Origin of the sequence: Clostridium sp. (genome assembly GCF_050717635.1) — a bacterium.
Taxonomy (GTDB): Bacteria; Bacillota; Clostridia; order Clostridiales; family Clostridiaceae; genus Clostridium_AD.
Map to the genome: position 1 here is coordinate 18,548 of NZ_JBOITO010000013.1, position 22,350 is coordinate 40,897.

The window sequence follows — 22,350 nt, forward strand, 5'->3', positions numbered from 1 at the left end:
ACAGGGTGATTAAAATGGAAAACATAAATATAGATTATATTAAAGAAAAATTAAAAAATAGTTACGATGTTAAATACAGAGAGATAGAATGTGCACTAGGAATAATATTTGGTGTATTTATTGACGATTTGTGTGATTCTAAGTTTATTAGTGAATATATATTTAAGCCTATATTGGAAAATAAGACTTGGACTGTAGATTTAGAGTACATAAAAAAGGATGTATTATCAGCTAATGTCATCGGAGATATTAATAGTAATGATGAGGCTATAGCGCACATTTTAGGTGGGGACTTGGTGCTTATATTTCCTTTTGCAAATAAAGCAATTTATTGTGAGGCAAAAGGGTATGTGAGGCGGGGTGTTGGCATTCCACCTACAGAAAATGTTATTAAGGGCCCAAGAGAAGGATTTACGGAAGCGTTTGTAGATAATGTAGCGCTTATACGACGGAAAATAAAAAATCCGAATTTAAAATTTGAAACCATGATTTTAGGCGGTCAATCTAACACAGTAGTTGTTATATGTTATATAGAAGGTGTGGCGCATAAAAAACTTGTGGATTATATAAGAAAAAAGGTATCTAATATAGAATTAGAATTTATATTAGATGCGAATTATATTGAGACAAAATTAAAGAATAAGAATTCAGCTTTTGATACAATTGGTACAACCGAAAAACCAGATGTGGCAGCATCTAAGCTTTTGGAAGGAAGAATAGCAATAATTGTAGATGGAACTCCTTTTGTTATCACTGCACCATATTTTTTCCTGGATAATTTTCAAGCTCCTGATGATTATTATTCTAATAGATATTTTGCTAATTTATCGAGGCTTACGAGAGTGCTTAGTTTTTTCTCAGCTAGTTTATTGTCAGGGTTATATGTGGCTATTGCTTGTTTTCATTTTTCGCTTATTCCAACGGTATTTGCTGTAAAGTTCACTATTTCTAGGGCAGGTGTACCACTCCCTACAGTTATAGAGTTATTATTAATGACTTTTTTCTTTCAACTACTTAGAGAGGCAGGGATAAGATTGCCACAGTCTATAGGTCAGTCAATGAGCATTGTTGGAGCCTTAATCTTAGGTGATGCTGCAGTGGGAGTAGGAATAGCCTCCCAAAGTACTATAGTAATTGTGGCACTTTCGTCGATCTCTTCATTTTTAGTACCTAAGCTTTATGGTGCCCTAGCCATATGGAATATAATTATTATTTTGTTTTCTTCAGTACTAGGGCTTCCAGGATTTTATATTGGATTTTTTATTTTAATCTCTCATTTGGCGGGACTTGAGAGTTGTGGGTATCCATATTTGTTTCCGTTAGGTACATTAGAAACTTTTAAATTTAAGGATTTGTTATATAGAAGAGAGCTTAGCGAGATATCAAATAGTATTTTTGATAAGGATGACTATAATGAAAAAATATAAAAAAATAATAGTTATAAGCTGCATAATAATGAATTGTTTTACTATGACGTCATGTTTTAGTTATAGGGATGTTAATAAAGTTTTATTTGTTACATCTATAATAATAGATGTAGATGATGTCGGTAATCCACTAATATATGTTGAATCTTTTAAGGGAGCAAGAGGAACTACACCTGAAGGAACTGATGAAAGAATCATATTTAAAGGAAAAGGAAAAACAGTATTTGAAGCTGTAAGAGATTTAAATACTTATTCTAGTTATAAAATAAATTATACTCAAAATAAGGCTATAATATTTACTCAAAAGGCAGCAGAATTTGGTGTTGACGATTTTATAGATTTTTTTGATCGTGATCAAGAGTTACTTATAAGACCATATATTACAGTATATAGAGGAGACCCAGAAAAGCTTATTCAGTTACATATTGTTCAACAGAAGTATATAGGATTCTTCATAACACAGCTTATAGAAAATATTGGTGCTTCTTCAAGAGCTGTAAAACTAACTTTAAATGAATTTTATAATCAAAGAAATATGGGCGATAAAGTCAGTGTAGTTAGTATAATTGATATTCCCAAAGATGCTTTAGCGCCAAGATTAGAAGTGAATGGTGGAGCTGTTATAAAAGATGATAAAATGGTTTGCATATTAGAAAGAGAAGAAGGGCAAGGTTTTAATTTTTTAATGAATACTGTTTCAGGTGGTACTTTAGAAATAACGAACCCATGCGATATTAACAAATTTATAACTTTAGAAATTGAAAAATCTAAAACTAAGACTGAAATTAGTTATTATGATAATATTGTTCATTTAAAAAAGAAAATTAAAGTTAAAGTAGATTTTGGAGAAGCCCAAAAGAGTATAATATTCACAGAAGAAAATGTTGCGAAAATATATGAAAAAGCAGAGGATAATATTGTGAAAGCGTGTAATGTTTTATTTGCAAAATACAAGGAAATAGGGATAGATATATTTGATATAACTGAACAATTTTATCAGAAGTATCCAAACATAAAGATCGATGATATTATTAATAAAACAGAGCTAAAAGTGGAAGTAGAAGTAGAAATGATGAATATAGGGTCTTCTAAGAATTTTGATTAAAAAGACGATGGTAATCCATCGTCTTTTGTTGTAAACTAGAATTATAAAAACTAAATGCAATATCATCGAAACATTGTATAACTATAAACATAGTATATTATTATAGCGGGTTGGGGTGAAAGTATGGATGCAAAAAAAATTAGTTTGCTTTTAAAGAGGGATGAGGGTACAAAATTAGACTTTAAGCAAAAAATAGATATAGTAATTGAGAGTGGTAAAAAAGAACTGGCAAAAGATATATGTGCTATAGCTAACTCTCGTGGAGGAAGAGGATATCTTGTTATTGGAGTAGAAGATAAAACAAAAAAAGTTATAGGTATTGATACTTCTGAATTTAAAGAAGAACAGTTACAGCAAATTATTAGCTCAAGATGTGAACCACCTATCCCAATATCTATAGAGTTTGTAGTATACCAAAGTAAAACCTTAGCAATTCTAACTATTTATGATGGTGGTCAGAAGCCTTATCAGTTAAGGGAAAATGGTGCTTTTTATATAAGACGTGGATCAACTACAGACACCATGAGAAAAGAAGAATTAATTTCTGTCTTACAAGAGAATTTAAGTCTTAATATTGAAACCATGCCCATTATAAGGAGTGATGTAAGTAGCCTTAAATTTGATCTAATTGACAAGTACTTTTTAAATAAGGGTATTTTAGTAAATGAAGAAAATAGGTTGGGGTTTATGGACAATACAGGAATAACCTTTATTGAAAGAGATTACAACAAAAGAGTAGTGACACTTGGAGGTTTATTAGTATTTTCTTCAGTTAATAGTATCTATATACCTCATAACATGATAAAAATAATAAACAAAGTAAATAATAAGTTTGATGAGGTTATGATTATTCAAGGGGATTTATTAGAGATGCTAGATAGTGTAGAAGAATTATTTAAAAATATATTCCCAGTAAAGTATCCTATAGCAGCAGTATATGAAGCTGTAAAAAATGCAATACTTTATAGAGATTATACTATATTTTATAAGGAAATTGAAATAATAATAAACTATAATAGTGTAAGCGTAGTAAGCCCAGGAAATCTATTATTTTCTACGAAAATCAATAATCATAACTCTTTAAAAAGAAATATGTGGATATATGATAAGTTAATAACCTTAGATGATAGAAAGAGATTTGCAAAATCAGGCAGGGGCTTTGCGGGAATGAAAAAAGCTTTTACAAAGTATGGTAAAGTAATATTTGTGGATTCTGAAAAGGATAATAGTTTTAAGGTGATTTTTCCAGGGATTAAAATTTTTATTTAACAAACTATAATATTGCAATAATATTCTGAATATTATATACTGTATATAACTATATTGTGTGTTGTGTAGACCTGTTTGATAATTATCTGGTTATGTTAGATAAAATAGGAGGCGGTTAACATTATTCATGTATTTTGCGGTAGAAAAGGTTCAGGTAAAACTAAAGCTTTGATTAAACTTGCCAACGAAAAAGTTGACGAAGTTAAAGGAAATATAGTGTATATTGATGATGACACTAAAGCTTTACTACAACTGAGTAGTAAAATGAGGTTTGTAGCTACAAATGATTTTAATTTAAAAAACAATAATGATTTTTATGGTTTTTTGTGCGGTATGCTCTCTAAAGATTATGATATTGATACCATTTTTGTTGATGGTGTATTTAATATTATAGATGATAAACTAGAGCATATGGCACAATTGTTTTCTAAAATGGACTCTTTAGCCAAAAAATACAGTGTAGATTTTTTTGTAAATGTTAGTTGTGAAAGCACGAACCCACCAGAGTTTTTAAAGGATTATATCGCATAACTTGACTTAATTATTTTCTATATTGAACATGTGCAAGGCTTTAGCCCTGCACATGTTCAATTATAGATGAAATCAGCGAAAATGAGAGTATAGATAAGCTAAGTTCGTTTAATACGGTAAAACGGCAATTATAACACTTGAAATACTTGAAATACATATATATAATTAGTAACATAAAAATTTATATTTAAAAGGCTATGAAAGAAAAAAGTAACTATAAGAATTATTCAGAGAGCTAGTGGAAGGTGTGAACTAGTTAAGGGTTATAGTGAAATACATTCTGGAGCTTTAAGCTGAAATGAAGGTATCTTTAAATTAAGCTGAGACGGACTTACCTTACGTTATAAGGCATGAGTGGATTGTTAAATCAATTTGGGTGGTACCACGGAATTATTTCGTCCCTTTCTTAGGGGGCTTTTTTTATTTTAACGACATTTTAATTATAACCATCATCAATAATGATTTAATTAATAAATAGCACAAAAATAAGGAGGAATTATTCATGGAAAACGTATATGACATACTTTTAGAGCGAGGGTACATAAAACAAGTTACTCATGAAGATGAAATGAGGAAAATATTTGAAACAGAAAAGGTAACATTTTATATAGGGTTTGATCCAACAGCAGATAGTTTACACATTGGTCATTTTATTGCTATGATGTTTATGGCACATATGCAAAGGGCAGGTCATAGACCTATAGCTCTAGTTGGTGGTGGGACTGCAATGATAGGCGATCCATCAGGAAAAACGGATATGAGAAAAATGCTTTCAAAAGAAGAAATTAATTATAATATATCATGCATTAAAAAACAACTTTCAAAACTTATAGATTTTAGTGATGGTAAAGCTATTCTAGAAAACAATGCAGATTGGCTTTTAAATTTAAACTATGTAGATTTTATAAGAGATATAGGAGTACATTTTTCAGTAAACAGGATGTTAACTGCTGAGTGTTTTAAACAAAGATTAGAAAAAGGACTATCATTCTTTGAATTTAATTATATGCTTATGCAAGGATATGATTTTTTAGTGTTAAATCAAAAACATGGATGTACTATGCAGTTAGGTGGAGATGATCAATGGTCTAATATAATTGCTGGTATGGAGCTTATAAGAAGAAAAGAAAGTAAAGCTGCTTATGGTATGACCTGCAGCTTACTTACTAACAGTGAGGGCAAGAAGATGGGTAAAACGGAAAATGGTGCTCTATGGCTTGATGCAAACAAAACATCCCCTTATGATTTTTACCAATACTTTCGAAATGTTGCAGATTCAGATGTAGAAAGATGTTTATGCTTACTCACTTTTGTATCAATGGACGAAGTTAGAAGGTTATGTGCTTTAAAAGATGAAAAAATTAATGAAGCTAAAAGTGTTTTAGCTTTTGAGGTTACGAAACTTATTCATGGGGAAGAAGAAGCTATGAAAGCTCAGGTAGCAGCAGAAGCATTATTTGGTGGTGGAGCTAACATGAGTGACGTGCCTACAATATCTATACCGGTGGGTATGAAGAGTTCACTATTAATGGATATATTGGTGCATACTAAAGTGGTACCTTCAAAGGCGGAAGCTAGAAGGTTAATTGAGCAAGGTGGTTTAACAATCAATGATAAAAAGATAGAGGATAAAAATGCAACACTTTTAGAAGAAGATTTTAAAGGTGGCAGTATACTTATTAAAAGAGGAAAGAAAAAATACTATTCTTTAATAATAGAATAACAATAAATTCAAGAGAAAAAGCTGAAATTTATTTCGGCTTTTTTCTCTAAAGATAAGGGGACGGGTAATAATTATTTGAACTTTTGAGTTGAAAAAAGATATTTACTAAACCTCCTTTAAAAAAAAAGATTTTGTACGATAATTAAGTATGAAAGTCAAGTGGGAGGTGTCTTATGTCAGTAATTAGCAACATTGCGATTTTACAGAAACCACAAGATAAAAAAGCTTTTAGTAAAATATCATTTGAAGAAGGAGAAAAATTCAATGCAAGAATAGTAAGTATTGATAAGCTAAAGGGAGAAGTTAATTTAAAATTATTAGATGGGTGGCAATTTGCAGCTAAGCTGGATAAGTCACTAGAACAAGATAACAGTGGTGGAGTGCTTAAGTTTGTTGTAGAAGGCTTTGAAGATAATAAGCTTAAAATAAGATTATTATCTGAAAATAAACAGGATGAAATGGTAAAAAGTGATAATTTAGATAATTTCACTAATGAAAAATTTTTAGGAAATGACAAGAGTGATATTTTGATTTTTGAAAAAATGATAAAACATGATATGCCATTAACTAAAGATAATATAATAGATATAAAAAATTTAATTGATTTTAAGGAAAAAATATTTTTAGATGTAGATAAAGAGGATATTTTCATTGCAAAGTATCTTGATAGCAGAAATATTGACACTAGTAGCGAAAAAGCAAATGAAATAACAAAAGTATTAAAGGATTTTTTTGGGGCTTTAAAGAATTTAGACATTGATGAGATATTATTATTTAAAGAAAATAATATAGAACTTACTAAAATGAATTTGGATAGTTTTATAAAGCTATTTAAAGGAGATTCATCTATATACAACAATTTAAAAGATATTAATAAATTTGTTTTGAATAGTGATATAACTGAAAATGCCAATAATTTTACAGAAGCAGATAAAAAAGCTGAAATAAAAGTAAACCAGTCTCAGCCTACAAGTGTGGACTTAAAGATTGCAAAGGAAAGCGAAATTATAAAGCAAGAGGAACAATTACCTTTAAATAAGTTACAAAAAGATATGATTAATGAAGTGGAATTAGTAAGTAAAAGTGCAGTAAGCAATAAAGCAAGTGGATATGGTAAGTCTAATTCTCTTAATGATATTATTAATATGATAAAAGGTGAGTTGAATGTTCAAGACATAGACAGGGTAATTATAAACAATATTGAAAGCGATATAGAGAAGATAACAACAGATTTTCTTATTAAAGAGCAAATTAAACTTAAAACGGATGAGATTAAAGATATAGTTAAGGTTCTTATTGAAAGCAAGCAAAATCTAAAATCTGAGTCGTACCAAAAGGTTATGGATATATTTTCTCAAAAGTTTAATGATATAAAAATGTTTAATACTATTTCAGAACAATACTATTACTTGGACTTGCCTATAAATGTTAAAGAAAATGAATATCAGTGTAAACTTATAATTAAAGATGATAGAAAAAAAGGTAAAAAAATTGATAGTAAAAATGTTAAAATTGCTACTAGAGTAAAAACAATAAATATGGGAACTGTGGATGCATATATTAAAATTAACAATAATAATATGAATATTGATATAAATTGCGATGAATTTTGGATTAGTGTCTTTGAACTTGGTAAAGAAAAATTAATAAAAAATTTATCTACTTTAAATTATAGGGTTAACATTGATGTGAGTAAAAAGGATAATGAGTTTACACTGACTAGTTGCGGAGATTTTTTTGATGATAGGAGTTTTAATACATTAGATATAAAGGTATAATAAGATTGTGGTATTTTAAAAATGTAATTTTGAACACTAATGAGGTGCATTAAAATGAAAAAATTAAAAAAAGCTGCTGCAATAAAATATGCAAAAGGATATGATGTGCCTATAGTAACAGCAGCCGGAATAGGGTATATAGCAGATAAAATTTTGCAGAAGGCTGAAGAGAGTAAAGTGGCTATAGTTCAAAACGATGAATTAGCTAATTTACTTTTAAATGTTGATGTGGGATCAGAAATACCTCTAGAGTTATATGATGCAATAGCAAAGGTTATTGCTTATGTAATGGATATAGATTCGTTAATGAAAAAACACTAAAATGTTAAAAAAGGAGATATAATATGGCGTTATGGGCAATATCTGATCTTCATTTAGCTATAAGTTCAGATAAACCAATGGATATATTTGGAGAAAAATGGAATAACCACCAAGATAAAATTAAAAAAAATTGGCATAGTAAAGTTTCTTCAAAGGATACTGTACTAATTGCAGGTGATATTTCTTGGTCTATGAACATTTCTGAGGGTAATGAGGATTTAGAATGGATTCATAATCTCCCAGGCACAAAAATACTTATTAAAGGAAATCATGACTATTGGTGGAATAGTATTACAAAGCTTAATTCTCTTTTTGATGATATGAATTTCATACAAAATAATTTTTTTAGCTATAAAGAGTATGCTATATGTGGAACTCGTGGATGGAACTGTCCTGGAAGTGCAAAATTTTCTACTCATGATGAAAAAATATATGATAGAGAACTAATAAGGCTTCGAATTTCATTAGATGATGCAGTGAAAAATGGGTATAATAAATTTATCGTAATGCTCCATTATCCACCTACTAATGATAGTTTTGAAGAAACTAAACTTATAAGGTTAATAAAAGAGTATAATGTTGAGAAGGTAATATATGGGCACTTGCATGGAGCATCTTTAAATAGATTGTATGAAGGAAATATAGAGGGGGTAGAGTATATAGTAACCTCTTGTGATTATTTGGATTTTGATCCACTGAAAATATTAGATTAATTTTATTGAAAATTAAATTTTATATAAAGGACTGAGGATATGGCAATAAGAGAGTGGAAGAGATTTTTAATCCCTTATGAACAGGCAGTAGAAGAATTAAAAGTGAAATTTAAAAGCATAAGGAGAGAATATAGACATAAAAATGATTATTCACCTATAGAGTTTGTTACCGGAAGGGTTAAAGAAATATCTAGTATTCTTGAAAAAGCTAGTAAATTTTCTATACCTTTGGATAGAATTGAATTTGAGATGGAAGATATTGCAGGTATAAGAATAATGTGTCAGTTTGTAGATGATATTGATAAGGTAGTAAATTTAATTCGTCAAAGACTTGATATGCAGATAGTTTATGAAAAAGATTATGTTGCAAATGTAAAAGGTAGCGGTTATAGAAGCTATCATATGATTATAAAATATCCTGTGAACTTATCTGATGGTCAAAAGGAAATACTAGCAGAGTTCCAAATTAGAACTTTGGCAATGAATTTTTGGGCTACAGTTGAGCATTCTCTAAATTATAAATACAAGCATGATATACCAGAGAATATAAGAGGAAAACTTAAAAGTGCTGCGGATGCTGCTTTTCAGTTAGATCAGCAGATGTTAGAAATTAAAGACGAAATCAAAGATGCGCAAAAACTGTTTGAGGTAAAATCTAATTTGGTATCGGACATAATGAATAATATTATTATGCTTTCTTCTCTAGGAAAATTAACTGATGCAACTAGATATAGAGATCAATTAAATAAGCTAATAGAAGAAGGAGAAGTTTTTGAGCTTAGTAGTCTGCTTAAAGCAACGCAAAAAACATTAGATATGTATGGAGCTTAATTAGATAAAATAGTCTGAATAGCAAAAATGATAGTAGAGTATTTAATATAAAATACTCTACTATCATTTTTGTAATAAAATTTATTAAACTACTATATTAACTAGTCGCCCTTTAATTACAATAATCTTGCGCACAGTTTTGCCGTTTAGGGCAGCAATTACTGTTTCATCTTTAAGAGAAACTTCTTTTATACCTTCTTCATCTAAATCTGAAGGTACTTTTATTTTAGATTTTATTTTTCCATTTACTTGAAGAGCTATTTCTATTTCATCTTTGATTAGAGCGCTTTCATCAAATTCAGGCCAGCTTTGATTAAATATAGAGTAACCCATACCTAAAGTTTCCCAGTTTTCTTCTGCAAAGTGAGGAGCAAAAGGAGCGAGAAGTTTAAGGTAATCCACAAGTACTTCTTTTAAGAACTTTTTATTTTTAATTTCTTCAGTAGCATACTTTGAAAGGGCATTTGTAAGTTCCATAAGTCTTGCAATAGCTGTATTAAACTGTAGTTTTTCTGCATCTTCCGTAACGCCTTTAATTGCAAAATGCCTCCAATAGTTTAATTCTTTATCTGCCTTGTCAAGCGAGGTTCTATTATTGCACTTTTTTGAAATTTCCTCAATTCCAGTCTCTATAGCTCTTTCGATTCTTTCAATGAATCTTCCCATAGCTTTTATACCGTCATCACTCCATGCGCCGCCATCAGTATAACCAAAACCAAACATTAGGTACATTCTAAAGGCATCAGATCCAAACTCTTTTATATATTGGTCCGGAGATATAGTATTACCTTTGGATTTACTCATTTTAAGTCCATCTTCGCCTAAAATTAAACCTTGGTGTGTAAGAGATAAGAAAGGTTCATCAAAGTTTAAATATCCCATATCCCTAAGGGCTTTGGTTATAAATCTTGAATATAGTAGGTGACCACATGCATGTTCAGGTCCTCCTACATATTTGTCTACAGGAAGCATTTTGTTTACTAAATCTTTATCAAAAGCACGTTCACTATTTTTGTTATCTACATATCTAAATTGATAGAAAGAAGAACAAACGAAGGTGTCTAGAGTATCAGCCTCTCTATGAGATGCAGCGCCGCAAATCGGGCAAGGTACATTCATAAATTCCTCACATTTAGCTAAGGGCGATTCTCCGTCTGGTGCAAATTCTACGTTGTAAGGAAGTTCTACAGGAAGTTGATTCTCAGGAACGGGAACTGTACCACATTTTTCGCAGTGAATTATTGGAATAGGAGCTCCCCAATATCTTTGCCTTGAAACTAACCAATCACGAAGCCTAAAGTTTACTTTTTCTGAACCTAAATTCATACTTTCCAATTTTTTAACTATTGCTTCTTTTCCGTCTTCTGTAGATAAACCATCAAACTCTTCACTATTAACCATTTTTCCATGCTCGGTATAAGGAAGGCTTTCAGGACTTTCAATTACACTTTTAAAACCAATAATTACTCTTTCAATAGGTAAATTGTATTTAGTAGCGAAGGCAAAATCTCTATCATCATGAGCAGGAACAGCCATTACTGCTCCAGTTCCATAAGTGTTTAGGACATAATCAGCAATCCAAATAGGAACTTTGCGTCTATTGATAGGATTAACAGCATAGGAACCTGTAAATACACCGGTTTTATCTCGTGATATAGATTGTCTTTCTATATCGGTTTGTTTTCTAGCTTCATATTTATAAGCTTCAACAGCATCTTTATATTCGTCTTTAGTGTATATATCTACAAGATCATTTTCAGGGGCTATAACAACATACGTAACACCATATAGAGTGTCTACTCTTGTAGTGAATACACTAAAGTCTACCTCTGAATCAATTACCTTAAAAATGACATCAGCGCCGGTAGATTTACCTATCCAATGTTTTTGCATTGATTTTGTTTTTTCAGGCCAATCTAAGGTGTCAAGTTTTTCTAATAGTTCATCAGCATAGTCAGTGATTTTTAAAAACCATTGGGTTAATTTCTTTTTAGTAACTTCAGTACCACATCGTTCGCAGGCCCCGTCTAATACTTGTTCATTTGCAAGCACTGTGTTACAGCTAGGGCACCAATTTACAGGTGCTTTTTTCCTGTAAGCAAGACCCTTTTCAAATAGTTTTAAGAATAACCATTGAGTCCATTTATAATAATCTGGGCGACAAGTTACCACTTCATGATCCCAATTAAACATTGCGCCCATAGCTTTTAATTGCTTTTCCATGTTACTAATGTTTTGATCTGTAGAATCCTTTGGGTGTACGCCTGTTTTTATTGCATAGTTTTCCGCAGGTAGACCAAAAGCATCGAAACCCATTGGCTGGAATACATTGTATCCTTGCATTTTCTTCATTCTAGCCCAAGTATCAACAGGACCATAGTTAAACCAATGCCCAGCATGTAATTGGCTTCCAGATGGATAAGAGAACATTTCAAGTACGTATAGTTTTTTAGAAGGTTTATTTTCATCAAATTTATAAAGATTAGTTTCTTCCCATTTCTGTTGCCATTTTTCATCGATAGTTGTATTGTATTTTGCCATTGTTATTCCTCCTTGTAAAATGTAAATCAAAATAAAAAAAACCTCCATCTCAACAAAGAGACGAAAGTAATATTCCGCGGTACCACTCTAATTAGGCATTACACCTCACTTAAAAATATAACGGTTTTAACCGTACTTGTTTTCACAAGTAAGCTTTTGCCTTTAAGCAAGTGTTTACTTGCAAAGTAAGCTCATAGGTAAGTTCGTATTATATCATTACTGCTTCACAGCCACAGCAGCTCTCTTTGAAATGCTAAAAATACTACTACTCCTAATCAAAGCAATTTATAATAGTTTGTTTCTTTTATACTTTATTATTACCAATTATAATTTAAATAGAATTTTCTGTCAAGACCTCTTATGTAAGTAGCTTATTTGATTTTTTTTATGAGTTTTTTGTTTGCATAGGATATAAAGGCAGTAAGTGTATAGTCATAGACTATAAAGCAAAACTGCAGTGAGAGTATTAATAAATACATATTTATATTAGGAATTTTTAATACTGAATTATATATAGATATAATTATTGCGGAGTTTATATTAAAATATAATAATTTAAGTGTAATTTCTAAAATTATACTGCGTAGTCTTTCTATATAATATTTCATAAAGCCATATGAACCAAAAATCAATATATAGGATATGATAATAAATTTTGATGGTATAATAAATAATCCAAGTAGAGAAACAGCAGAGTATACTACAATGGTATTTTTTATTCCAGTCATTATAATAGAAAGAGGGATAATTGCGGAAGCTATTCCTAATGCAAATAATCTATTTGTAGGGAAAATAGAAGAAAAATATAGTAATATCAAACTAAGGGCTGCCAGAATACCACCCTTAGCAATATTGTTAGATTTCATAAAAATCATCTCCTAAATAAATAAGCTTAACAACAGGAAAATAGATCTCCGCCTAAACATTCGCAAAGACTGTCTGCACACCACAAGTTAATGCATAAATTACCCATATCAGGGTTCTTATTACGCCTGCCATAATAGTTGTCTCTATAATTAGAGTTCCTTTTATTTAGTGAATTAAAACTACTTCTATATTCAACATTATTAGGTTCTTGATTGCAAGCTATGCTAATAAAATTATAAGCACTATCATGCCAGCCTTTTTTTAGGTGAATCATTCCCATTAAATAATTCCATTCACCATTTTTTGTGCTCATAGTACTTAATTTTTGCTCAGCTGAAGGTATATTCCCGCTATTTAAATCCATTCTTACAGATTGGTATATGTTATTACTTGTATAATCACTATTTGAAGAAGAATTATAGTTGGTGGAGGAATTATAGTTATTTGAGGAGTCGTAACTATTAGATGAACCAGAATTCTTCATAAGTGAGTCATAGGCTTCATTTAGTTCCTGCATTTTTTCTTCTGCTAAATCTTTCAGTGGATTATCACCGTATTGATCAGGGTGATATTTTTTTGCTTGTTCTCTATAGGCTTTTTTAATATCTTCTTTAGAGGTTCCTTCTCTTACACCTAGTACTTCATAGGGATTTGCCATCTTTATATTCCACTCCTTTTAAATAATTAATATCTAATTTGTTAACAAGTACCTTATCCATTTTCTCCATGAGTCCAAGTTCAAGTATATTATATAATATATCCTCATTTTTATGTGTTGGCAATTTATTTAAATAGGCTAAACATTGCTCCGCACAGGTAGTTAATATAAAATCAATTCTTGGTGCTATAGATTTAGAAAAATTTTCAAATTCTAATTTATCTGTATTTAATAATGAATTTATACCATTAAAAGAATTACTTTTTATGTCCTTTTCTAAATCATCATAAGCATCTATAATGTATATCCATTTACCTAAATTATAACCAAGCCAATATAAATCATCTTTGAAGGGAGCATTCACATAATAAAATGATATTATAGTGCCTGTTAAATCAGCAAAAACATGAGACAATTCATCTATGGATAGCTGTTCATCTATACTTATATCTTCTGAGTCTAATTCTAAGGTGTTTAGTAATAAAAGCTTTTCCTGCATATAGTTCAATATATACTTATATTCTACTTTAGAGTTTGACAAATAGTGCTTTAGAAACAAAGAAAAAATCTTGCTTTTAATTGTTTTATTATCTTGAACATCATCCATTAATTTATAATAGGCTAAAGTAACATTACAAAAGGCTGCATAATCTAAAGATTCATTATTATTAATCATAATCCTTTTTTTTAGTGGATGAATTGCACATTTAAATTGGTTGAAATTGCAATCGCACTCTGACAATGAATCTAATAGTATAGCCAAAAAAGTCATATCAAAATTCAATGTAAGTCTAGGCAGATTACCAAAATTATTTTTAATAGAATGGCATAGACCACAATAATAAGCTTTGAATTTTTCATAGTCCTTTATTTTCATTTCCATTTTACAGGGTGTTACATATCCAAACATTATAGCTTATTCTCCAGTTTTTTTGATTCTATTAATTCATAAATAGATTTGGAGGTAGTATCTGACAGGCTGTAACCGAGTAAGGCTACAACTTCCTCTATTTCAATTTCGTCACTACCTTCAATTTCTATATAGGGAAAAGGACAGAATGCCTTCTCATTTATGTCTATTTCTATAAGGGTATTTTTATACTTATAGCTTTCTCTATATTTTTTGATGGATTGTACAAGATTAAGACCTAAGGATTCGAATATACCTTTAGCGGCAAATTCATCTTTGATTTCTGACTCATGCTCTTCCATGATTTTGTACTTTTCCTGGCTAATAAGTTTTTTTGTGGTAATATAGTGAATGGTAGAATTTGTTAGCTCATCTTTCACTGTGCGTATTCTTGCATAGCCTTTGCTTTTAAGTAATCTTCTATCTGAGAAATCATAAATATTATTTATTTGATTTTCCTCTTTTACTTTTGGGGCATTTATGTTTAATAGTTTTCTGCGAATTTCTTCTACATTAATATCTATAATTCTAACTTCCATTTCTTTCAATGTGATCCTCCCTATGTTCCTATAATTCTATCTGTATTTATTAATTTTTAAGTATATCATTAATTGTGATTATATCATAATTTAAATAAAGTATCATTAATATTACATTAAAATTGTAGAGTTGTATATAAAAATATATTGCTTTGTTATAAGCAGATTTCCATAGTATAATGAATAGGCATATTAAATATTAGGGTGGTGTTTTTTTTGGAGTACATAAAAGAAATTAATATAAATGAGGCAATTATTCATGTTTTAGATAATAATGCGGATGAACCTATCTTGAATGAATACGCCTTAGAACTAGATGAAGAAAAATATAATTTTCTACTTAAACATATTCAAAAATGTTTAAAAGATGAAGAAATAAAATATGGAGTTTTTAATGAAGAGACAAACATAGTAAAAGATTTCTCCCAGGAATACTTAAACGGTGAGAATAACTTACTTTCAGTATCTAAGGAACTGGCAAAACAGATGTTTATTTTAATGAGGACAAAAGGCAGCATACCTTCCTGTGATTTAATAATGGTATCTTTTACTACTGAGTTTGGACCAATCCTTGGTATATTTAAGATGGATTATATTAAAAATTACGTTCATACTATTGAGTTTGTAGATAATAAATTAGGAATTGATATAGTGCCACAGTTCACAGGTCTTCCTGGTTCGGCTCAAAGAATACAAAAATGTGCTTTTATAAAACCGATTAGAGATGAGAATAATTTTGACCTTATGATTATTGATAAAAAAAGTAAAAGTAAAGAAAATGAAGAATATGGATCTAATTATTTTACAGAAAATTACTTAGGCTGCACAACATTTGATAACAAAAGAGACGTTACTAAAAATTTTGTGAAGTCAGCTGAAAAATGGACCCAGAATACTTTCCCTGAAAATGCTGATAAAGCAGAGACTGTTAGAAGTACTATTAAAAGAAAGCTGAGAGAAGAGGACAATATAGATGTTAGAGAATTATCAGAGGAAATGTTTCCCGAAAATAAGGATACTGGGGAAAGGTTTGTTGAGTTTATAGCACAACAAGGAATTTCGGAAAATATTAATCTTGATAAACAGTGGATAGATAAAAGACTTAAAAGGGTAAGACTAAAAATTGATAAGGACATAGATTTATATGTAAATGAAGAAACCTACAATGATAACAGTCGTTTTGAAATACAAAGAAATGGTGATGGGACAATTAATATGGTTATCAAACACGTAACTAATTACGTGGAAAAGTGAATTAAAACATTGTAATAAAAGATAAAGCAAAAGCCGCACAGTATTTTATACTGTGCGGCTTTTAGACTTTAATTATTTTGATGAATTAGCAGAACCTAAAACATTAGTGATTTTACCTTCAACTAATTTAGTAATGTTCTTTCTTGCTTCTCCAAGATATTTTCTTGGATCTATTTCGCCAACATTTTCAGTAAGAACTTTTCTTATTGAACCTGTCATAGCAAGTCTTAAATCGGTATCCATGTTTATTTTGCAAACAGCCATAGAAGATGCTTTTCTAAGCATTTCTAGTGGAATTCCTTTTGCACCGTTCATTTGTCCACCAAATTCATTAATCATAGTAACAAAACTTTGCTCTACTGCAGATGCTCCGTGAAGAACTATTGGAAAGTTATGCATTCCAGCTGCTTCTAATTTTTCAGTGATTAAGGCTAATCTTTCAAAATCAAGTTTAGCTTCACCTTTAAATTTATATGCACCATGGCTTGTTCCTATAGCTACAGCTAGAGAGTCAATACCAGTTCTTGTTACATAATCTACTGCTTGATTTGGATCAGTATATGTTGCATCTGCTGCTGAAACATTAACAGCATCTTCAACACCAGCAAGCTTTCCAAGTTCAGCTTCAACTACAACGCCTTTAGAATGAGCATATTCAACTACTTCTTTAGTAGTTTTTACATTTTCTTCGTAATCAAGATGAGAACCATCATACATTACTGAAGTAAATCCAGAAGCTATTGCAAGTTTACATTGTGCTAAATCTGAACCGTGATCTAAGTGAAGTGCTATATCAAGACCTGTGTCCTCTACAGCTGCCTCCACCATTTTTCTAAGGTAAGTAGGTCTAGCATATTTCATAGCGCCACCTGATACTTGAAGTATAACAGCTGACTTGTGAGCCTCACAAGCATCTATAACTCCTTGAATTATTTCCATATTATTGATGTTGAATGCACCAATTGCGTAATTTCCTTCTAGAGCTTTTTTAAACATATTAGTAGTAGTAACTAATGCCATGTTAATTCCACCTTTCAAATTTTGTGTCAGGGACATGCACTGTCCCTGTGGGACATTTTATGATATAGTATAATTATAAGCTATAAATCAAGTAATTTCTACCCTTTTATTATAAATCATAAATATAAATCAAAAAATGTTGCTTAAAGATATTTTTTCATGGTACATTATCTTATCTATAAGATATTTCATAACATGTACAGTGGCCAGGCCCTCTGGTTTATCTTTAATTTTTGTATATTGAGTTAACTTTAAAATCTCACTGTCTAAATAATTTAAGTCTTCATGATGCATATAAACAGTTAAAAATTTAGATGCACTTTTCCATTCATCAATATAAATTAGTGATAAATCGTAGGCATCTTCATAATTCTCTTTAATTATATAGTTTTCTAGCTGGGAATTCAAGTCTTGCAAATGGTTGCACCTACGATTTATAGCATTTGTAGATATAAATATTCCTATAAGCATTATAACAAAAAGACATAGAGCTATTATAGCATTTTTCATTTATTACTTTTCACTCCTTCTTTAAGTTGATAATAGAACTTATTTTTAGAATCTAACGTGCCTATAAAAACATCTTTTGAACAGGATATGTTATTTTGTTTAAGTATGGATTTTAACCAAGTTTCGTCTTTACTTAAAAGTTTTAAATTTTTATAATTTATATTTCCATCCATAATGAGTGGTATGGGCAATGACTCTTGAGCTGTCTTTATTTTTAAATCAGCTTTAGTGACAACATTTTGTTGTGTTACTGGCATTATGGATAACTCTCCACTAGTCTCTAAAATAGCATATTGAATATCTGATATATTAAAATACCCCTTTAATCTAAGTTCTTCTAGTAAGTCATTAATATTAAATCTTTGAGACCTAAGCTCACTGATATCAATTTTGCCATTTCTAATTAGAATACTTGGAGTGCCTGTGAGTATTTTTCTAGCCTTTTCACTTTTTAGTTCAATATAGGAAGTACCTACTTGTAGAAATAGTAAAGTAATTATCGGGACAATAGAATGTAGTAATGGTATTCTTGTGTCAGTCATTGGAAAGGTTGCAAGCTCAGAAATCATTAGTGCAATTACTAGCTCAAAAGGCTCAAGTTCACCTATTTGTTTTTTGCCCATAAGTCTCATAATAAATATTACTGTAAAATATAAGAAAAAAGTTCTGATTATTATAATAAACGTAAGATCACCCCATTAGTATATTAAGTATATTTTCCTTCTAAATGCAAAAATTATAAGGGGTATATGATACATTTTTTGAAAATTAAAGTATAATAGTAGTAAACACTGAAAAATAGGGGATGATGGTATGAATAACTTCAATATAGAACTTAAAGATGGAAGAACGGTTTTAGTTAAAGAGGGGACTACATTAAATGATATTATTAAAAATAATAGTTTATTAAGTGATATACCAATAGTTTTAGGTAGGGTTAATAATAGACTTTATGAGCTAGGAAATAGTATATCAGAGGATGGAACATTTGACACTGTGGATATTAAAACTAGAATTGGAATGATGACGTACATTAGAACGCTTCAGTTCGTGTTAATAAAAGCAGTTACGGATTTGTTTCCGAGTGCTAAAATTACTATTGAGCATTCTTTAAGTAAAGGTTTATTTGGAGAGATTCATAAGACTCCTATACTAGATATTGATGATATTTATGAAATAAAAAATAGAATGAACGAAATAATAAAAGCTGATATTACCATAAAGAAAATAGGCCTTTCAAAAGAAAAGGCAGTAGAAATTTATGACAAATATGATATGCAAGATAAAGTCGCGCTGTTAAAATATGTTAACGCAGAAGACGTAAAGCTTTATGAATTAGATGGTAGATATGATTATTTTTATGGACCAATGGCCTATTCAACAGGGATATTAAAAACATTCGATTTAATATATTATGAGCCAGGATTTATATTAAGATATCCTACTAGTACCTTCCCAAATAAGATTCCTAAGTTTTACAAGCACGAAAAACTAGCTAAAGTATTTCATGAGGCAGAGCAATGTGGTAAAATACTAGGAGTTGGCAATGTTGGTGCACTAAATGATGAAGTAGTAAAGGGTGACATTATTAATGTAATTAGAGTAGCAGAAGCACTTCATGAAAAGAAAATTGCTTACATTGCAGATATGATTTTTAAACGTGGCAAGGTAAAGTTAGTTCTAATAGCAGGTCCATCTTCTTCAGGAAAAACTACTTTTTCAAAGAGATTAGGGATTCAATTAAGAGTCAATGGCTTAATGCCTGTATTTATTTCCTTAGATGATTATTTTGTTGATAGGGAACTAACTCCAAGGGATGAGAACGGTGAATATGATTTTGAATCTATATATGCACTGGATTTAGACCTTTTTAACAAGGATTTAGAATTATTACTAAAAGGTGAAGAAGTTGAAGTTCCAAGTTTTAATTTTAGAACAGGAAAAAGGGAGTGGCACGGAAATAAAATAGTGATTCCACAAAATGGTGTTATGATTGTAGAAGGAATACATGGATTGAATGAAACATTAACTTCTTCCATAGATATGGATAGTAAATTTAAAATTTATATAAGCCCATTAACACAGCTTAATTTAGATGATCACAATAGGATTTCTACAACAGATGTAAGAATTGTAAGAAGAATAGTTAGAGATTATTTATCTAGAGGATATGGAGTTGAAGATACACTTAAAATGTGGCCTTCTGTAAAGCGTGGCGAGGAAAAAAATATTTTTGTGTTTCAAGAAGAGGCTGATGTAATGTTTAACTCTAGTGTAGTTTATGAGCTTTGTGTGCTTAAGAAGTTTGCACTAGCGGAAATTAATAAAATTGGACCAGAAAGCCCAGTATATTATGAAGCACTTAGATTAAAAAGTTTTTTGAATTTCTTTAAAGAGGTAGATAAAGATTTGGTACCAGATAATTCAATAATAAGAGAATTTACCGGGGGAAGCTGTTTTTATCAATACTAATATCGTGAAGGTTCTTCCTATTGAAAGGCACGCAGGAGAACTTTCATACTTATTATTTAGTTGCAAAAGAATAACATTTGTCATTGCGTGGCAAAACAATTAATAATTGTTTTGTATTGTGCAGAGATGGATTAGGAGGAATTATTCAGATGAAAAACTATAGTGCTTTTGACATATTAGGTCCTATTATGATAGGGCCATCAAGTTCTCATACAGCAGGCGCTGCTAGACTTGCAAAGGTTGCGTCTATAATTGCGGGGGAAAATATTGTAGCGGTACAATTTATTCTACATGGGTCTTTTGCTAAAACTTATAAGGGTCATGGGTCGGATAAGGCTCTTGTGGCAGGAATTTTAGGAATGGATCCTTGGGACGATAAGTTAAAAGATTCGCTAGAAATAGCAGAAAAACTGGGGCTATTTGTAGAATTTATACCTGGAGATTTGGGAGATGTTCATCCTAATACAGTAAAATTAATTATAACAAAAAAAAGTGGGAGAATAGTTGAAATTATAGGGTCCTCAGTTGGGGGAGGGAATATTTTAATATTTGAAGTTGATGGGCAACCAGTTGCATTTAGGGGTAACTTTCCAACAATTATAATTAGTCATAAAGATATTCCAGGTATGATTTCAAAAGTCAGTACAGTATTGTTTGATGAAAATATAAATATAGCAACTATGAATGTGTATCGAAACAGTAGAGGGTTAAAAGCGGCTATGGTATTTGAAACAGATACTATAGTACCTAAAGATGTATTAGATAAAATAAAATCTATGGGTAATATTTATAATATAAAAGAAATATCACCAGTGCTACAGTCCTAACCCCCCCATCAAACTGTACTATAATGAAAATTTAAGGAGGAAAAATTGTGTTTGCGAACAAAGGAATAGAATTATTAAGTATATGTGAAGAAAAAAATATACCAATTTACGAATATACAATCATGTGTGAACAAGAAGAAAGTGGGCTTACAAGAGCTGAAATTATCGAAAAGATGAGGGCAAATCTTAATATAATGAAGGAAGCTGCGGAATATGGACTTATAAATGAAACTAGATCAATAAGTGGTTTAATAGGTGGAGATGCTGTTAAACTGAATAGGTATTCCAGTTCTAAGAATACACTTACTGGTGAATTTATGATAAAAGCAATGGCTAGAGCTGTTTCTTGCTCAGAGGTGAACGCAACTATGGGTAAAATAGTTGCAGCACCAACAGCTGGGTCCTGTGGAATAATTCCAGCAGTAGTTATTACAGCAGGAGAGAAGCTGAATAAAACTGACGAGGATTTAATTAATGCGTTATTTACAGCTTCTGGTATAGGGATTATAATAGCTAAAAATGCTACATTAGCAGGCTCTGAAGGTGGATGCCAAGCTGAATGTGGATCAGCTGCTGCTATGGGAGCTGCAGCTGTAGTAGAAATGATGGGTGGTACACCTGCTATGGCCTTAAATGCAGCCGCTATTGTGCTGAAAAATATACTAGGATTAGTATGTGATCCTGTAGCTGGCTTAGTTGAGGTGCCTTGTGCTAAAAGAAATATAGCTGGAGCAGTAAGTGCTTTAACTACTGCAGATCTAGCTATGTGTGGTGTAACTAGTAGAATCCCTTTCGATGATATGGTGATAGCTATGTATAAGGTAGGCAGGCAAATGCCATGTGAATTAAGAGAGACTGCTATGGGGGGGTGTGCAACTACTACAACTGGTCGTAAGCTTGCAAGGGAAATTCTAGGAGAATAAAATAATAAAGTATATATTATTATAAATTAAGAGAGGTATATTCCAAAGGGATATACCTCTCTTTTAAAAAGTAACCTTTAAAAGCATAATGAATAGAATAATAAAGAAGATAAACAATTTATTGGAGGAAC

Annotated in this window: 21 protein-coding genes and 2 other annotated features; of the genes, 13 read left to right on the forward strand and 8 right to left on the reverse strand. The window is 30.6% G+C overall.

The features are described 5' to 3' along the window. The first annotated feature begins 14 nt into the window (after positions 1–14). The 9 genes from ACREWB_RS05965 (at position 15) to yjbM (ending at position 9,698) form a co-directional block, all read left to right on the forward strand. Positions 15–1,427, forward strand: coding sequence for a spore germination protein (locus ACREWB_RS05965; protein WP_431546569.1), 1,413 nt, complete (start codon positions 15–17; stop codon positions 1,425–1,427). Next, complete coding sequence (locus ACREWB_RS05970) at positions 1,414–2,532, forward strand: Ger(x)C family spore germination protein (protein WP_431546570.1); 1,119 nt, start codon at positions 1,414–1,416, stop codon at positions 2,530–2,532. The genes ACREWB_RS05965 and ACREWB_RS05970 overlap by 14 nt, the downstream gene beginning before the upstream one ends. Before the next feature lie 123 nt (positions 2,533–2,655). After that, complete coding sequence (locus ACREWB_RS05975; protein ID WP_431546571.1) at positions 2,656–3,801, forward strand: AlbA family DNA-binding domain-containing protein; 1,146 nt, start codon at positions 2,656–2,658, stop codon at positions 3,799–3,801. Positions 3,802–3,969: 168 nt separating this feature from the next. Further along, positions 3,970–4,332 carry a hypothetical protein gene (locus ACREWB_RS05980; protein WP_431546572.1) on the forward strand — a complete coding sequence of 121 codons (363 nt, stop codon included), beginning with the start codon at positions 3,970–3,972 and terminating at the stop codon, positions 4,330–4,332. Between the two features lie 188 nt (positions 4,333–4,520). Beyond that, positions 4,521–4,738, forward strand: a binding site (T-box leader). Positions 4,739–4,834: 96 nt separating this feature from the next. After that, the gene (tyrS, locus tag ACREWB_RS05985; protein WP_431546573.1) at positions 4,835–6,055 is read left to right on the forward strand and encodes a tyrosine--tRNA ligase; all 1,221 of its coding nucleotides are present in this window, start codon (positions 4,835–4,837) and stop codon (positions 6,053–6,055) included. 173 nt (positions 6,056–6,228) lie between these two features. Next, positions 6,229–7,833: a hypothetical protein gene (locus ACREWB_RS05990; protein WP_431546574.1), complete on the forward strand. Its 1,605-nt coding sequence runs from the start codon at positions 6,229–6,231 to the stop codon at positions 7,831–7,833. Positions 7,834–7,887: 54 nt separating this feature from the next. Further along, positions 7,888–8,154: an EscU/YscU/HrcU family type III secretion system export apparatus switch protein gene (locus tag ACREWB_RS05995; RefSeq protein WP_431546575.1), complete on the forward strand. Its 267-nt coding sequence runs from the start codon at positions 7,888–7,890 to the stop codon at positions 8,152–8,154. Between the two features lie 23 nt (positions 8,155–8,177). After that, positions 8,178–8,867, forward strand: a complete 690-nt coding sequence (locus ACREWB_RS06000) for a metallophosphoesterase (RefSeq protein ID WP_431546576.1) — start codon at positions 8,178–8,180, stop codon at positions 8,865–8,867. Positions 8,868–8,906: 39 nt separating this feature from the next. After that, positions 8,907–9,698 carry a GTP diphosphokinase gene (gene yjbM / locus ACREWB_RS06005; RefSeq protein WP_431546577.1) on the forward strand — a complete coding sequence of 264 codons (792 nt, stop codon included), beginning with the start codon at positions 8,907–8,909 and terminating at the stop codon, positions 9,696–9,698. A gap of 84 nt (positions 9,699–9,782) precedes the next feature. Here yjbM and leuS read toward each other — a convergent pair whose 3' ends face one another. From leuS to ACREWB_RS06030, 5 genes are all read right to left on the reverse strand, one after another. Next, positions 9,783–12,239, reverse strand: a complete 2,457-nt coding sequence (leuS, locus tag ACREWB_RS06010; RefSeq protein WP_431546578.1) for a leucine--tRNA ligase — start codon at positions 12,237–12,239, stop codon at positions 9,783–9,785. 53 nt (positions 12,240–12,292) lie between these two features. Then, positions 12,293–12,527 (reverse strand) — a binding site (T-box leader). An 83-nt stretch (positions 12,528–12,610) separates the two neighbouring features. Continuing rightward, positions 12,611–13,105, reverse strand: a complete 495-nt coding sequence (locus ACREWB_RS06015; RefSeq protein WP_431546579.1) for a hypothetical protein — start codon at positions 13,103–13,105, stop codon at positions 12,611–12,613. Between the two features lie 26 nt (positions 13,106–13,131). Beyond that, the gene (locus tag ACREWB_RS06020; protein ID WP_431546580.1) at positions 13,132–13,764 is read right to left on the reverse strand and encodes a J domain-containing protein; all 633 of its coding nucleotides are present in this window, start codon (positions 13,762–13,764) and stop codon (positions 13,132–13,134) included. Further along, positions 13,748–14,674 carry a DUF5685 family protein gene (locus ACREWB_RS06025; RefSeq protein WP_431546581.1) on the reverse strand — a complete coding sequence of 309 codons (927 nt, stop codon included), beginning with the start codon at positions 14,672–14,674 and terminating at the stop codon, positions 13,748–13,750. Before ACREWB_RS06025 ends, ACREWB_RS06020 begins: the two co-directional genes overlap by 17 nt. Further along, a complete protein-coding gene (locus ACREWB_RS06030) occupies positions 14,674–15,222 on the reverse strand; it encodes a class IV adenylate cyclase (protein WP_431546582.1) in 549 nt (182 codons plus the stop codon). The genes ACREWB_RS06025 and ACREWB_RS06030 overlap by 1 nt, the downstream gene beginning before the upstream one ends. A 207-nt stretch (positions 15,223–15,429) precedes the next feature. Here ACREWB_RS06030 and ACREWB_RS06035 point away from each other — a divergent pair, with 207 nt between their 5' ends. Beyond that, positions 15,430–16,467, forward strand: a complete 1,038-nt coding sequence (locus ACREWB_RS06035; RefSeq protein ID WP_431546583.1) for a nucleoid-associated protein — start codon at positions 15,430–15,432, stop codon at positions 16,465–16,467. A gap of 72 nt (positions 16,468–16,539) precedes the next feature. On the opposite strand, the gene ACREWB_RS06040 is transcribed toward ACREWB_RS06035, so the two are convergent. From ACREWB_RS06040 to ACREWB_RS06050, 3 genes are all read right to left on the reverse strand, one after another. After that, entirely contained in the window at positions 16,540–17,487 is a 948-nt protein-coding gene (locus ACREWB_RS06040; protein WP_431546584.1) for a class II fructose-bisphosphate aldolase, read from the reverse strand. Between the two features lie 129 nt (positions 17,488–17,616). Beyond that, complete coding sequence (locus tag ACREWB_RS06045; RefSeq protein WP_431546585.1) at positions 17,617–17,997, reverse strand: DUF4363 family protein; 381 nt, start codon at positions 17,995–17,997, stop codon at positions 17,617–17,619. Then, a complete protein-coding gene (locus ACREWB_RS06050; RefSeq protein WP_431546586.1) occupies positions 17,994–18,629 on the reverse strand; it encodes a DUF421 domain-containing protein in 636 nt (211 codons plus the stop codon). The genes ACREWB_RS06045 and ACREWB_RS06050 overlap by 4 nt, the downstream gene beginning before the upstream one ends. Positions 18,630–18,810: 181 nt before the next feature. Here ACREWB_RS06050 and ACREWB_RS06055 point away from each other — a divergent pair, with 181 nt between their 5' ends. The 3 genes from ACREWB_RS06055 (at position 18,811) to sdaAA (ending at position 22,219) form a co-directional block, all read left to right on the forward strand. Next, complete coding sequence (locus ACREWB_RS06055; protein WP_431546587.1) at positions 18,811–20,469, forward strand: nucleoside kinase; 1,659 nt, start codon at positions 18,811–18,813, stop codon at positions 20,467–20,469. Between the two features lie 149 nt (positions 20,470–20,618). Continuing rightward, entirely contained in the window at positions 20,619–21,296 is a 678-nt protein-coding gene (gene sdaAB, locus ACREWB_RS06060) for an L-serine ammonia-lyase, iron-sulfur-dependent subunit beta (RefSeq protein ID WP_431546588.1), read from the forward strand. Between the two features lie 47 nt (positions 21,297–21,343). Next, on the forward strand, positions 21,344–22,219 hold the full coding sequence (gene sdaAA, locus ACREWB_RS06065) for an L-serine ammonia-lyase, iron-sulfur-dependent, subunit alpha (protein WP_431546589.1): 876 nt from the start codon (positions 21,344–21,346) through the stop codon (positions 22,217–22,219). The last annotated feature ends 131 nt before the right edge of the window (positions 22,220–22,350 follow it).

What these genes read in the sequence shown, in the direction of transcription:
- ACREWB_RS05990 (WP_431546574.1), top strand. Translation starts at nt 6,229, where the DNA reads ATGTCAGTAATTAGCAACATTGCGATTTTACAGAAACCACAAGATAAA.
- ACREWB_RS05965 (WP_431546569.1), top strand. Translation starts at nt 15, where the DNA reads ATGGAAAACATAAATATAGATTATATTAAAGAAAAATTAAAAAATAGT.
- ACREWB_RS06025 (WP_431546581.1), bottom strand. Translation starts at nt 14,674, where the DNA reads ATGTTTGGATATGTAACACCCTGTAAAATGGAAATGAAAATAAAGGAC.
- ACREWB_RS05970 (WP_431546570.1), top strand. Translation starts at nt 1,414, where the DNA reads ATGAAAAAATATAAAAAAATAATAGTTATAAGCTGCATAATAATGAAT.
- tyrS (WP_431546573.1), top strand. Translation starts at nt 4,835, where the DNA reads ATGGAAAACGTATATGACATACTTTTAGAGCGAGGGTACATAAAACAA.
- ACREWB_RS06040 (WP_431546584.1), bottom strand. Translation starts at nt 17,487, where the DNA reads ATGGCATTAGTTACTACTACTAATATGTTTAAAAAAGCTCTAGAAGGA.
- ACREWB_RS06055 (WP_431546587.1), top strand. Translation starts at nt 18,811, where the DNA reads ATGAATAACTTCAATATAGAACTTAAAGATGGAAGAACGGTTTTAGTT.
- ACREWB_RS06000 (WP_431546576.1), top strand. Translation starts at nt 8,178, where the DNA reads ATGGCGTTATGGGCAATATCTGATCTTCATTTAGCTATAAGTTCAGAT.
- yjbM (WP_431546577.1), top strand. Translation starts at nt 8,907, where the DNA reads ATGGCAATAAGAGAGTGGAAGAGATTTTTAATCCCTTATGAACAGGCA.
- ACREWB_RS05975 (WP_431546571.1), top strand. Translation starts at nt 2,656, where the DNA reads ATGGATGCAAAAAAAATTAGTTTGCTTTTAAAGAGGGATGAGGGTACA.
- sdaAB (WP_431546588.1), top strand. Translation starts at nt 20,619, where the DNA reads ATGAAAAACTATAGTGCTTTTGACATATTAGGTCCTATTATGATAGGG.
- ACREWB_RS06020 (WP_431546580.1), bottom strand. Translation starts at nt 13,764, where the DNA reads ATGGCAAATCCCTATGAAGTACTAGGTGTAAGAGAAGGAACCTCTAAA.
- ACREWB_RS06015 (WP_431546579.1), bottom strand. Translation starts at nt 13,105, where the DNA reads ATGAAATCTAACAATATTGCTAAGGGTGGTATTCTGGCAGCCCTTAGT.
- ACREWB_RS06050 (WP_431546586.1), bottom strand. Translation starts at nt 18,629, where the DNA reads ATGAGACTTATGGGCAAAAAACAAATAGGTGAACTTGAGCCTTTTGAG.
- ACREWB_RS05995 (WP_431546575.1), top strand. Translation starts at nt 7,888, where the DNA reads ATGAAAAAATTAAAAAAAGCTGCTGCAATAAAATATGCAAAAGGATAT.
- ACREWB_RS06045 (WP_431546585.1), bottom strand. Translation starts at nt 17,997, where the DNA reads ATGAAAAATGCTATAATAGCTCTATGTCTTTTTGTTATAATGCTTATA.
- leuS (WP_431546578.1), bottom strand. Translation starts at nt 12,239, where the DNA reads ATGGCAAAATACAATACAACTATCGATGAAAAATGGCAACAGAAATGG.